Annotated in this window: 12 protein-coding genes and 1 pseudogene; 8 read left to right on the top strand and 5 right to left on the bottom strand. The window is 65.2% G+C overall.

Features of this window, described 5'->3' with window-relative positions:
- Positions 1–3 precede the first annotated feature (3 nt).
- The 5 genes from A5652_RS05040 to A5652_RS05020 are packed head-to-tail and all read left to right on the top strand — an operon-like array spanning position 4 to position 5,695.
- Entirely contained in the window at positions 4–1,731 is a 1,728-nt protein-coding gene (locus A5652_RS05040) for an FAD-binding protein (protein WP_156745165.1), read from the top strand.
- Positions 1,732–1,733: 2 nt separating this feature from the next.
- Entirely contained in the window at positions 1,734–3,035 is a 1,302-nt protein-coding gene (locus A5652_RS05035; RefSeq protein WP_067347244.1) for an LLM class flavin-dependent oxidoreductase, read from the top strand.
- A 37-nt stretch (positions 3,036–3,072) separates the two neighbouring features.
- Entirely contained in the window at positions 3,073–3,900 is an 828-nt protein-coding gene (locus A5652_RS05030) for a coniferyl-alcohol dehydrogenase (RefSeq protein ID WP_067347241.1), read from the top strand.
- On the top strand, positions 3,888–4,880 hold the full coding sequence (locus A5652_RS05025; RefSeq protein WP_067347239.1) for a cyclase family protein: 993 nt from the start codon (positions 3,888–3,890) through the stop codon (positions 4,878–4,880). Before A5652_RS05030 ends, A5652_RS05025 begins: the two co-directional genes overlap by 13 nt.
- A complete protein-coding gene (locus A5652_RS05020; protein ID WP_369805752.1) occupies positions 4,880–5,695 on the top strand; it encodes an alpha/beta fold hydrolase in 816 nt (271 codons plus the stop codon). Before A5652_RS05025 ends, A5652_RS05020 begins: the two co-directional genes overlap by 1 nt.
- 91 nt (positions 5,696–5,786) lie before the next feature.
- On the opposite strand, the pseudogene A5652_RS05015 reads toward A5652_RS05020, so the two are convergent.
- Positions 5,787–6,555, bottom strand: a pseudogene (locus A5652_RS05015) (SDR family oxidoreductase).
- 187 nt (positions 6,556–6,742) lie between these two features.
- Between A5652_RS05015 and A5652_RS05010 the strand changes: the two are divergent.
- Entirely contained in the window at positions 6,743–7,552 is an 810-nt protein-coding gene (locus A5652_RS05010) for an SDR family NAD(P)-dependent oxidoreductase (RefSeq protein WP_067347233.1), read from the top strand.
- A 28-nt stretch (positions 7,553–7,580) separates the two neighbouring features.
- On the opposite strand, the gene A5652_RS05005 is transcribed toward A5652_RS05010, so the two are convergent.
- Genes A5652_RS05005 through A5652_RS04990 form a run of 4 tightly spaced genes read right to left on the bottom strand, consistent with a single transcriptional unit; the run spans position 7,581 to position 11,566 of the window.
- The gene (locus A5652_RS05005; protein WP_067347231.1) at positions 7,581–8,414 is read right to left on the bottom strand and encodes a glycosyltransferase family 2 protein; all 834 of its coding nucleotides are present in this window, start codon (positions 8,412–8,414) and stop codon (positions 7,581–7,583) included.
- Positions 8,414–9,301 carry a glycosyltransferase gene (locus A5652_RS05000; protein ID WP_067347229.1) on the bottom strand — a complete coding sequence of 296 codons (888 nt, stop codon included), beginning with the start codon at positions 9,299–9,301 and terminating at the stop codon, positions 8,414–8,416. Before A5652_RS05000 ends, A5652_RS05005 begins: the two co-directional genes overlap by 1 nt.
- Positions 9,285–10,523, bottom strand: a complete 1,239-nt coding sequence (locus tag A5652_RS04995; RefSeq protein ID WP_067347227.1) for a glycosyltransferase — start codon at positions 10,521–10,523, stop codon at positions 9,285–9,287. The genes A5652_RS05000 and A5652_RS04995 overlap by 17 nt, the downstream gene beginning before the upstream one ends.
- Complete coding sequence (locus A5652_RS04990) at positions 10,520–11,566, bottom strand: glycosyltransferase (protein WP_067347226.1); 1,047 nt, start codon at positions 11,564–11,566, stop codon at positions 10,520–10,522. Before A5652_RS04990 ends, A5652_RS04995 begins: the two co-directional genes overlap by 4 nt.
- A gap of 301 nt (positions 11,567–11,867) precedes the next feature.
- Between A5652_RS04990 and A5652_RS04985 the strand changes: the two genes are divergently transcribed.
- A complete protein-coding gene (locus A5652_RS04985; protein ID WP_067347225.1) occupies positions 11,868–12,536 on the top strand; it encodes a TetR family transcriptional regulator in 669 nt (222 codons plus the stop codon).
- Between the two features lie 11 nt (positions 12,537–12,547).
- Positions 12,548–12,742 carry a ferredoxin gene (locus tag A5652_RS04980; RefSeq protein ID WP_067347274.1) on the top strand — a complete coding sequence of 65 codons (195 nt, stop codon included), beginning with the start codon at positions 12,548–12,550 and terminating at the stop codon, positions 12,740–12,742.
- Position 12,743 lies beyond the last annotated feature (1 nt).

Below are 12,743 nucleotides of genomic sequence, written 5' to 3'. Positions count from 1 at the left end.
GCACTGGACGGCTTCGACCACGTTGTCGACGTGCTCATCGTGGGGTCCGGCGGTGGCGGCATGACAGCAGCGCTGACGGCGCAGGCCGCCGGGCTTGACGCATTGGTGGTCGAAAAGTCGTCCCACTTTGGGGGTTCCACCGCTTTGTCCGGTGGCGGCATCTGGGTGCCCGGGGCCCCCGCCCAGCGGCGGGAGGGCTATGTGCCCTCGCCCGAAGCCGTCGTGGGCTACCTGAAACAGATCACCGACGGATTGGTCAGCGAGGCACGGCTGCGGCAGTACGTCGAGACCGCGCCGCAGATGCTCCAGTTCTTGGAGCAGCTGTCCGGATGGTTCGAATTCGTCTGGAAGCCAGGCTATGCCGACTACTACCCGGAGTTGCCCGGCGGCTCAGCGCTCGGCAGCACGATCAACGTGCCCGCCATCGACCTGCGGAAGCTAGGCCCCGACGAACAGAAACTGTTGCAGCCACTGGCCTTGGCCCCGAAGGGAATCTGGTTGGGGCCCAAGGACCTGCGCACGTTCTATCGGATCAGGCAGTCGTGGGCGGGCAAAGGCGTCCTGCTGAGGTTGATTGCGCGAATGGTGCGGGCGAGGGTGCTCGGTGAGCGGATGGCCGCCATCGGACAGTCGCTGGCAGCCCGGCTCCGGCTGGCGCTGAGAGAACGGGGCATCCCGCTCTGGTTGGACTCGCCGATGGTGCAGCTGCTCACCGACTCCGACGGAGCGGTCACCGGCGCGGTGGTGGAACGCGAGGGCGAGTCGCAGCGGATCGGGGCGCGCCTGGGCGTCATCCTGGCCTCGGGAGGTTTCGACCACGACCTCGCCTGGCGCAAGGAGCTTCTGCCCGAGGTGGATCAGGACTGGAGCTTCGGCAATCCCACGGCCATGGGCGACGGCATCCGCGCCGGCCAGAAGGTCGGCGCCGCAACGGACCTGCTCGATGAAGCCTGGTGGTTCCCGGCGATTCAGTGGCCGGACGGCCGCATGCAGTTCATGCTCAACGAGCGGATGATGCCGGCGCAGTTCATCGTCAACGGTGCGGGCAAGCGCTTCATCAACGAGGCGGCCCCCTATATGGACTTTGGTCACGCCATGATCGAGGGCCAGAGGTCCGGCGTGACCCACATCCCGTGCTGGCTGATCACCGACCACAGATCGTTCAACCGCTATGTGGTTGCAGGACACCTGCCGATACCCAAGATCCCGGGCGCGCCGGTTCCCACCGGCCACAAGGTCCCGGCCGCCTGGCTGGAATCGGGCGTGGTCAAAGCGGCCACAACATGGGAGGAAATGGCGGCAAAGATCGGCGTGCCAGCGCAACAGCTTGCCGAAACCGCCAGCCGCTTCAACGAACTCGCCCGCAAGGGCCACGATGACGATTTCAACCGCGGGGACAGCGTGTACGACAACTACTACGGCGACCACACCTTGCCCAACCCGAACCTGTACCCACTTGGTAATCCGCCGTACTACGCCTTCCGGATCGTGCTCGGCGACCTCGGGACCTCGGGCGGCCTGCTGACCGACGAACACGCCCGCGTGCTGCGAACCGATGGCACCGTGCTGGCCGGGCTCTACGCGGTGGGCAACACCTCCGCGCCGGTGATGGGCCGCAGCTACGCCGGTGCCGGGGCGACGATCGGCCCCGCCATGACTTTCGGCTATGTCGCGGCGAAACACGTTGCGGCCCAAGCGGCCAACCGAGCCATTAATACTCATAGGAGGTAACGATGAAAATCTCACTGTTCTACGAATTCGCCCTGCCGCGGCCTTGGGCGCCCGATGACGAGCACGTCTTGCTGCAGGACTGTCTCAACGAGGTCGAGGCCGCGGACAAAGCGGGTTTCTCCACCGTGTGGCTGACCGAGCACCACTTCCTCGAGGAGTACTGCCACTCGACGGCACCGGAGATCTTCTTGGCGGCGGCCAGCCAGCGGACCAAGAACATTCGGCTGGGATTCGGCATCATGCACCTGCCGCCTGTGGTCAACCACCCGGCCCGGGTGGCCGAGCGCATCGCCACCCTCGACCTCCTCTCCAACGGCCGCGTCGAATTCGGCACCGGGGAATCGTCGTCGGTCGGCGAACTCGGCGGATTCAATATCGATCCCGCCGACAAGCGGGCACAGTGGGAAGAGGCCCTCGAGGTGTCGATCCGCTGCATGATCGAGGAACCGTTCACCGGCTTCAGCGGCGAACACGTCCAGATGCCGGCGCGCAACGTCGTTCCCAAGCCGCTGCAAAAGCCGCACCCGCCGGTCTGGGTTGCCTGCACGCGGCCGGCCAGCGTGCAGATGGCGGCCCAAAAGGCGATCGGCGCCTTGAGTTTCGCCTACACCGGTCCCGGACCGCTCACCGAGCGCGTCAACGGCTACTACAAAGAGTTCGAGGAGAACGGCGTCCCCGTCACTCCCCGGATCAACCCCAACATCCTCGCCATCGGCGGTGACCTGTCCATGATGGTGGCCAAGACCGATGACGAGGCCCTGGAGCGGCTCGGACAGGGCGGCGGATTCTTCTCGTTCGGAATCATGCACTACTACATGACGGGGGTGCACACGCCGGGGCGGACCGGCGTGTGGCAGCGGTATCTCGAAGAGGTGGAAAAGGATCCGACGCTGGCGTATGGGCCGGGTCGCGGCGCGATCGGCTCTCCGGCCACAGTGCGCGAGTTCCTGCGCGGCTATGAGGAGAGCGGCGTCGACGAGATCATCTTGCTGCTCAACCCGCGCAGCCACGAGGGCACCATGGAATCCATCGAGTTGATGGGCAAAGAGGTGCTGCCCGAATTCATCGAGCGGGACGCAAAGGCCGTGGCGGAAAAGGCGAAGCGGCTGGAGCCCGTCATCGAAAAGGTGGAGGCACGCCGTCCGAAATCGACCGCACCGCAATTCGACGAGGATTACTCGTTCGGTGGACTCCCGACCGGTCGCGGCGGTAAGTTCACCGCCAGCGAGATCCCCGAGGCCATGGCGGAGATCAACGAAGGTCGCGTTCAGGCGGCGCAGCGCGCCAAGGAGCAGCAGAAGTAGTGGCGGACGGAGAGTCGGGAGAATTTCGAGGCGAGCCTTGGGACAGATCGACGAGCTGTGGCGCTACGACGGCCGCCGTGCGGTGGTCACCGGATGCGCTTCGGGCATCGGCGAACACGTGGTACGGCAGCTCACAGAGCTTGGGGCCGAAGTCATCGGGCTGGACAAACGGCGACCCGACTTCGCGATCGACGAGTTCCATGAAGTCGACCTGTCCGATCAGGCGGCGATCGAATCGGCGACAGCCGAGGTAACGGGTCACGTCGATGCGCTGTTCAATGTTGCGGGCGTGTCGTCCGGAATCGGCGATCCGCCACTCGTCGTGACCATCAACTTCTTGGGGACGCGCCACCTCACCGAGGCGCTGACTCCGAAAATGGTCGCGGGATCGTCGATTGTCAGCGTGTCATCGCTCGCGGCGGCCGGCTATCGGGAGCATCTGCGGGAGGTGGTGCCACTCCTGCATACCGCGACGATGCGGGAGGGCATCGACTGGTGCGCTGGACATCCCGACGCGCTCGGCACCGGCTATCAATTGTCCAAGGAAGCGATCATCCTGTACACCATGCGCAGCGCCACGCCGCTGGGCTCGCGCGGTATCCGCATCAACTGCACCGGTCCCGGGGTCACCGAGACGCCGATCCTGGACCAGTTGCGCACGGCGTACGGACAGGGGTACCTCGACGACATTCCCAAGCCCCTGGGTCGCGTTTCCGGCCCGGCCGAACAGGCCGCCGTTCTACTCTTTTTGAATAGTCATGCGGCCAGCTACATTTCGGGCCAGGTGGTGTGGGTCGACGGTGGCAATGTGGGTGCGTCGATCGCGCGGGAACTCGAGGAAGGACACGCACCGTGGCCGGTATGACTGACTTTCGGCGGGTCGCTCGCGATGTCAGCAACTGGGGACGGTGGGGAGACGCCGACGAACTGGGCACACTGAACTTCATCACCGCGGAAAAGGTGGCCCAAGCGGCAAGCCTGGTCCGGCATGGAAAGGTGTTCCCGCTGGGGGTGGACTTCGGCGCGTCTGGTCCCCAGGGCGCCTTCGGGTTCCGGCACAACCCCGTTCACGTCATGACCGTGGACGGCGGCGATGTGAACACCCTTGCCAAGTATGGACCCGACTGGCCGAGTAACCCGGTGGCGCAGCAGCTGAGCGGCTACATGACCGCAGACAACCCGTTCCGCTTCAACGACGACATCATCATCATGCCGCTGCAGGCGGCCAGTCAGTGGGACGCGTTGTCCCACGTCTATTACGACGGCCACCTCTACAACGGCTTCCCGGCCGACTCGGTTACCAGCATGGGGGCCTACCGCTGCGGCATCGACAAGGTCGACGGTAAGGGCATCACGTCACGGGGCGTGCTACTTGACTTGGTTCGGCACCGGAAAGCGGACGTCTTCCTTGAGGCCGGAAACCCGATCTCGCCGGAAGAGCTGGATGGCGTGGTGCACGCGCAGGGGGTGACGATCGGCCGGGGCGACATCGTGCTGATCCGGACCGGCTGGTGGACAAGGTTTCTCATGACCGGCAACAAGACGGAAGGCTACTCCGGGTTGGACTGGCGATGCGCCCAGTGGCTGCACGACCACGAGATCGCCGCCGTCGCGGCGGACAACCTCCAAGTCGAAGACCTGGTTTCGGGCGTCGAGGGGCTTACCTTTCCGTTGCATCTGCTCTGCCTGCGCGACATGGGGCTGATGTTCGGTGAGTACTGGGATCTCACCGCGCTGGCCGAAGACTGCGCCGCAGACGGCGTCTACGAATTTCAGCTCGTCGCCCCGCCGCTGAGAGTCGTTGGGGCAGTGGGCTCACCGGTGAACCCGATCGCGATCAAATGATGCAGCGTAAAACCATCTCGGTTGACGGGCTGACCACCAGCTATCTCGAAGCTGGCGAAGGCGATCCGGTGGTGTTGCTGCACGGTGGTGAGTTCGGCGCTGGCGCCGAGCTCGGGTGGGAACGCAACATCGAAGCGCTTGCTGCACGGCACCGGGTCCTGGCGCCCGACCAGCTGGGGTTCGGGGAGTCCGCCAAGGTCATCGACTTCGTCGACGGCCGCGGCATGCGGATTCGGCATGTGGCGCGATTTTGCGCACTGCTCGGCGTCGGCTCGGCGCACTTCGTCGGCAATTCGATGGGAGCCATCAATCTGCTCACCGACGCCACGTCGGGCACTCCGTTACTACCAGCGCGCAGCTTGGTGATCATCTGCGGCGGCGGCGAGATACAGCAGAACGAGCATTTCGAGGCGCTGCAGAACTACGACGCGACGGTGCCGGCGATGCGCCGGATCGTCGAAGCGCTGTTCTTCGACTCCGGCTATCCCACCGACGACGACTACGTGCGCCGCCGTCACGAGTCGAGCACCGCGCCGGGGGCATGGGAGGCCATCGCCGCTGCCAGGTTTCGCCGCCCCGGCGCCACGCCGTCCGCAACCCCGTCGACCACGCGAGCCTACGAACGCATCGATGCGCCAACGCTTGTCGTCGAGGGGGGAGAGGACAAACTCCTTCCGGCCGGCTGGGCCGCCGAGATCGCCAAGCAGATCGACGGGGCCCGTTCGGTTGTGGTCGATAAGGCTGGACACTGCCCCCAGATTGAGCAGCCCTCGGTGGTCAACCAGCTGTTGATGGATTTCTTGAGTGCAGTCTGAACGTCACAAGACGTAGTCCAGGCAAGTCATCATTCCGGCTACCTGGTGCTAGCAACGAGCCGTGCTGGGTCGAAGTCCTTTTCCGAGAACCCTATTGGGCAGCGCTCGGTGACTGGGCCGAGATCCAGTCGCTGAAGGTGGTCGGGTAGATGACCACCTCTTCGCCGTCGGTGGGAACGATGCTGCGGTCATCGAGCACGGCACCGTAATAGCGGGCATCATCATCCGTCTCGACCGTGCGCGCATCGCCCGTTGCCGCTAACCGGGTTCGGATGAAGTTGTCCATGCCATCCTTCTCGGGACCGGCGATGTTGATCACTCCGTTGACCGGATCGCCCGTCGCCGCGCGGGTGACTGCAAGGGCCACATCCGCGGCAGCAATGGGCTGAAACGCCCCGTGCGGTGCGCGAACCGTATCGCCCTGGGTGAACGAATCAGCAATGCCATCAACGAATTCGAAGAACTGAGTCGCGCGTACGACCGTATACGGCGCTCCCGATTCCACGATCACTTTTTCCTGCGCCACCTTGGCTCGCATGTAGCCACTTTCGGACGCCCGGTCGGCGCCCACAATCGACAGGGCGACGTGATGCTGCACGCCCGCGGCTCGCTCCGCGTCGAGCAGGTTGCGGGTAGAGGTGGTGAAGAAGTTCAGGACGTCGTCGTCGGCCCAGGATGGCGAGTTGGGACACGTCCACGACCGTGTGGACTCCGGCGACCGCTTCGGCGACGCCTTCGCCGGTCACGGTATTGACGCCCGTCCTCGGTGAGGCCGGAACCGCCTCGTGTCCCAGCTCGGTAAGCCTGGCGACGACCTGCGACCCGATCAGCCCGCTGCCACCGATTACCAACACCTTCATGATCACGCCTTTCAGTTTCCCGACGAACTGGCCTACTCAGCATGGCCTAGACGTCGGCGGGCCGAAAGCCCTGTGAACGTGCCGATGCTAACCGCGAGCCACGTCGCCGATCTGGTGGCGAGGGATTCCAGCCGGGATTTAAATCAATTGCTTGACTTAATGCCGGGTTCGCCGATTAACTCGTCGTGTGGTTAACGAATTGGATGGCAAAGTCGCGGTCATCACCGGCGGGGCCTCGGGCATCGGCCGCGGACTCGTGGAGCGGTTTGTGGCCGAGGGTGCGCGCGTCGTCATCGCGGACGTCGAGACCGACCGCGGCGAGGCGCTGGCGTCGTCGCTCGGCTCCGCCGCCGTCTTCCGGCAGACGGATGTGTCCGACCCCGAACAGGTTGGAGCGCTTGTGTCCTATGCCGTCGAGAATCTCGGCGGCCTGCACGTCATGGTGAATAACGCCGGGATTTCCAGCCCACTGCGCAAATTGCTCGATGACGATCTCACCGATTTTCACCGCGTGATGGGCGTCAACGTGCTGGGTGTGATGGCGGGTACTCGAGATGCCGCGCGGCACATGGTCGGTCATGGCGGCGGATCGATCATCAACATCACCTCGATCGGCGGGATCCAGGCCGGCGGCGGTGTGATGATCTATCGCGCGTCCAAAGCGGCGGTCATTCAGTTCACCAAAGCCGCGGCAATCGAGTTGGCTAACCACGAGATTCGGGTCAACGCCATCGCGCCCGGAAACATACCGACGCCGATCCTGGGAAAGTCGGGGGCTGGTATGGACCCCGAGCAACTGAAACAGTTCGAGGCACGGATCCGCGAGACGATGCGGGAGGATCGGCCGCTGAAGCGTGAGGGCACGCCCGACGACGTCGCCGAGGCGGCGCTGTATTTCGCCACCGACCGCTCGCGTTATGTCACGGGTACCGTGCTGCCGGTCGACGGTGGGACGGTGGCGGGCAAGCCGATTCGATCCAAGAAGCGCGACGGATGATCGACGCGCTCGGACGTGACCACCGCGGTCACGTTCGAGCCGCCGTGCGGATCGGACGTCCGTCGGCGTCACGGCGGACGAGTCCGTCGGCCGCGAAAGCGGACAGCCAGCCATCCATCGGCCACCATCCCCAACGCCGATGGAAGATTGCGGCGTTGCGCAATATGTCGTCCAGGTGGTCTACGGGTGGATCGGTGACCGGGTGGTACTGGTGGAATGCGTGTGCCCCGCCAACCCAGCGCATCGGAACACGTTGCGCCGCCGCGCATTGCCCGAAGTCGGTGTCCTCCGCGCCGTAGCCGCGGTACAGCTCGCAGAACCCCCCGATCCGCTGCCAGGTGGCGGCCTTCACCGCGAAAGACAGCGACCAGAACAGTGCATAGTCGGTCGTGAAGACGATGGCGTCGTCCCGCGGCGCGGGCCGCGCGCGATGCGGTTGGGGTTTCGACCGTACCTCGGAGATCGCGTAGCCGCCCGGGCCGGGCGGCGGCAGATACGTGACGGGTCCGTTCAGGATCGCGCTCTCGTGTTCGGATTTGCCCGCGACGCTGTGGTAGCGGTTGAGTAATTCCGCACCGGGAATGCAGTCGACGTCGAGAAATACCAAGAGCTCGGCGGCATTACGCACCGCCGTCGCTGCGCCCACGTTGCGCCCCATCGCCAATGGCAACGGGTGCGAGGCCGGGCAATCAACCACGGTTGCCGGTGCCCCGAGCTCAGCGACGGTGGCAGCGACGGTGGAGTCACCGAGCGCGACCACGATGTGCATGTCCGGTCGCAGCGTGCCAGAGGCCAGGCCCTCAAGCTGCCGACGCAGGTGGGCGCCGCGGCCGTGAACAACGGTGATGACTGCGGTGCGCACTACGCACCGGGCCTACAGCGACGGGCCGTCGACTCGATCGCTTCGGCGGCACGGCCGGCGGCCCCATCCACTTCCCAGCGCCGCCACCGCTGGGGGTCGATTGCGGTCGCGGCAGTCAGCAGCGCTGGCCAAGCACGAGGATCGGGCACGCCTCGGGCGACCACCGCAAGCCGGTGGCGCTTGAGCACCCGGGCCGTGGCGCGCTGCTCATCGAAGGGGCGGCGTTGCGGAACGACTGTTGCGGGTCGTCTCGCTGCGGCGACATCGGCGATACAGCTCTGACCCGCGTGGGTGATCACTACATCCGCCTCGCGGATTTCGCGCCACGGATCAGGTTTCCATGGTCCGCCCTCGCCGCCGAGCGTCGTCCATGATTGGACCGATTGCGCTGCGGCGCAGTCCTGTAGCGATGCGCCGAACGCGTCGCCGGCTCCGCTCAAAACGAGTACCCGGGTTTCCGTCAACGGCTTGGTCGGTATCGATGACCCGGACTCGCCGTCGCAGCCACCGCGGCCCTCGAAACGGCTGATCCCACCGACGTAGCTCGTTTTCTCGTCCCACTGCCGCAACCATGCCGGCACACACAATGCCCGCGGCCAGGCCGCCACGATGTGATCGGCCAGGCGGTGGGCCAGCACGTGCGGTGCATCGACTCGGTTGCCGGGTAGCGCCATGACGATCACCGGTACGCCGAGCAGGCGGATGAACAACGCGACTTCCACGGAGACATCGACGACGACGGCTTCGGGCCGCGCATCGGATACCCACGTTGCGATCTCTTTCATTCGCGCGCTGAACCCGGCGTCGTGATGGGGTGCCCAATGCAGCGCGCCATGTGCGGTGGCCTCGCGCGGCTGCGGTCCCTCGTCATCACGTGGCAGCCTCATGACCATCGAAAACGGGTGTGGTTCGGGAACATCCAGTGACGTGAGGGCGGTCACCGGGCGGCGCATCCGCGCGCAGATGCTCATCGCTCTCGCCAGATGTCCGAAACCCTGGTGGTGAATGTAATAGCCGATCATCTTGCCTGCCCCCGAAGTCTTCCGTCATTTGTCGGTACAAGTCGGTATAGGAGGTCACCGTCGCGTCCGCCGAACAGTGCCGAATAGCGTGTGCGCGCACCTTTGTTCGCGGCAGGCTTATCGCGTCGGGAATCGCATCCGCCATCGCGGTTACGTCACCGGCAGCGACCAACCGTCCCGACGAGGTGCTGATGAGTTCGGGTATACCACCGAGGTCAAACGCCACAACGGGGGTGCCGCACGACATCGCTTCGGCGACGACGAGGCCGTACGGCTCGTCCCAGGACGGGGTGACGAGCGCCGCCGCGGCATGACCGACCAAGTAGGCCAGACGCTCATGGTCCAGATGGCCGGCATATCGAATATCGCCGTGCAAGTGAGGCTGAATATGGCTGAGGAAGTACTTCCGATCGACGACCGGACCGGCGAGTATCAAAGGCCTGCAAGCCTGTTGGGCCGCTGCGATTGCCAGATGGGGCGCCTTCTCCGGGGTGATCCGGCCGAACCACACCAGGGAAGGCCCGCCCGGGCCGAGGGGCCACTGGCCCGTGTGGATGCCGTTGGGAACCACCGTGATATCTCCGGTGAGGTTTTCCCACGCCGCCGCGGTGTGTTGGGAAACGGCTGCGAAGCGAGTGCCGTGCCCGGTGGACGCGCCGATCGCCGATTCGAGCCACGGAGTTGGCGGTGTGTGCACCGTGGTCAGCATCGGGGTGGACAAAGCCGGGGCCATCGCCACGGGTAGGTAATGGAGGCTGTGGTTGTGGATGACGTCGAACTCTCGACTGCCGGGGCCGGCGAGCCACAGCATCAATGACAGGTACGCGTGATGATCGGCCATGAAGGCGGCTGGGGGCATTGATACGTCGCGGCGCGCCGCCTCGGACAAATTCAGCGGACGCACGTCGAGTGTCCGGCATTTCAAGCCGGGATCCGAACCGGCTGCCGCGAACAGCGACACCCGATAACCGCGGGATGCCAGCGCGCGGGTCAGGTGGCAGACATGGGCTTCGAGCCCGCCGGCGAACGGCTGCCGAATCGGATAGCGCGTAGAGGCGATCAGCGCGACGCGCGGTCGTTCCGTCATCTCAGGACGTTCCAATAGATGGCGCGATGCGCGGACGCCAGCTCTCGTCTTTCGGCGAGCCGCGCTGGCCAGCCGGCCCTCGGCGCGGGGCGGCCGGCGGCCCAACGGGCGTATGCCTGGTGGATCGCACGGCACAGCGATTCTTCATCGAAGCCTTCGTCGCCGAAGCCGAACACACCACAGGGGCGTTGCTGGTGGTAGAAGCCGCAGCTGGGCGCGACCACGGCGGTTCCGAGATCGTAGCTGGCTTCCAGCCACCCCGAATGGGTGCCGAAACGGTAGGGCAGCACCGAGACCGTCAGCGACGCGAGGTATTCCCACAGTTCGGTGTCGGAGAAGTACGGGTGCACTCGGACGTGGACGTGCTCATGTGAGTCGTAGGCCAGCAGCGCCGCGCCGGCCTCCGGGGCGAACCAGTGATTGTCGGGATCGAAGATCTCGTCGTGGACGTCGACCTGCAGGATCGCGTCGGGCAACGGCGACAAGATTGCCGTCAGCGCGTGGACGATGGGCAACGGGTCCATGTTGGCGCGCAGGCTTTTGGCGTGCAGGCCGACGACGAATCGATCGTTGGGACTGCGGGGCTTCTCGATCCACTCCCGCTCAAGCACATGTGGATGCGGCAGGACCCGAGCTCGCCGTCTCCAATTCTCCCAAATCAGCTGTGCGGCACCCGGTGTCAGCGTTATGAGGTCGTCGGCTGCGGAAATCAGGACGTCCTGCTGCGCGGCATGGGCTTCGGGCTCCGGGTGGTGCGGATTGCGCAGGTCGTGCACGGTGTAGACAAGCGGTTTGTCATGCCTTTTGAGGTCTTCGACAACTCCGGCCAAGACCTCGGGACCCACGGCGTCGAATCCGAAGTGGATGTGGAACACGTCGAATTGTGAGTGATTGGCGCCGACCCAGCCCGGTTCCAGCATCAGGGGCGGCCACCAGCCTCCCGGCACGGTGCGACCGTCCGCGGGAACCGGATCATCAAGGCGTACAACGCAATCCATGTCCGAATCACTGAGATGACGAACATAGACGTGTGACGCCGGCACCGAAGCGACACGCAGCAACTCGGGCCCCTTCCTGAAGATCGTGGGGCGGCCGCGTGTCGTGGCGGCACTGTCCCGCCCACCGAGAAAGCAGAACCGTTCCTGCGTTCTGAAGAACAGTGCGGAACTGCAATACCCGCCACCGAAGGGACCAAACTGTGGGACCCGTAGCCATTCGTAGCGGCAGGCCGGACGCTTCGCGGCGCCCGGGAGGGACGCTGTTTCGTCGGCGACCCACCCGAGATCGTGCTTCGGATTAAATCAAGCGCTTGACTTAAACAGCCGCACGAGGTTGACTGATCCAATGACCACCACCGCCGGCCGGACCGTCCGCACCGATCGGGCCAGCTCCACCCAGGAGGCGATCCTGGTGGCGGCCGAGCGGCTCTACGCCGAGCACGGCATGTTCGCGGTGTCCAACCGGCAGGTCAGCGAGGCCGCCGGCCAGGGCAACAACGCCGCCGTCGGGTACCACTTCGGCACCAAAGCCGACCTGGTGCGGGCGATCGAGCAGAAACACCGCGGACCCGTTGAGGAGCTCCGCGAGCAGATGGTGTCCGACCTGCTGGCATCGGGCGGGTCCGGCGAATTGCGGTCCTGGGTGGCCTGTTTGGTGCGCCCCCTCACCGATCATCTGGAGCAGCTCGGAAACCCGACCTGGTACGCGCGCTTCGCTGCCCAGGCCATGACAGATCCTGCCTACTACAACATCGTGGTCAAGGGCGCGCTCAGTTCGCCGTCGCTGGTACAGGTCGTCGACGGCTTCAACCGCTGCCTGCCCAACCTGCCTGCCGATGTGCACTTCGAACGCAACATCATGGCCCGAAACCTGTTGATGCACACCTGCGCCGATCGGGAACGCGCTTTTGCCACAGGCGCATTGACGTCCCATCGTTCATGGCGGGCGGCGGCATCCGGGCTCATCGACGCGATCGTTGGCCTGTGGTTGGCGCCCGTGACGGCCTACGAGTGAAGGGCTCGCGGATGAAAGTGACTGTCGATCAAGATGTTTGCGCCTCTTCGGGGAACTGCGTGATGAATGCCCCCGACGTGTTCGATCAGCGCGATGACGACGGCGTCGTCGTCCTCCTCAATCCCAATCCAACGCCCGAGCAGGCCGAAGGCGCGCGGCGGGCCGCTGCGGCCTGTCCCGCGCTCGCCATCCACATCGAGGAATGAC

This window comes from Mycobacterium sp. 1165178.9, assembly GCF_001673555.1.
Lineage (GTDB): Bacteria > Actinomycetota > Actinomycetes > Mycobacteriales > Mycobacteriaceae > Mycobacterium.
This window is presented reverse-complemented; position numbering and strand designations above follow the sequence as displayed.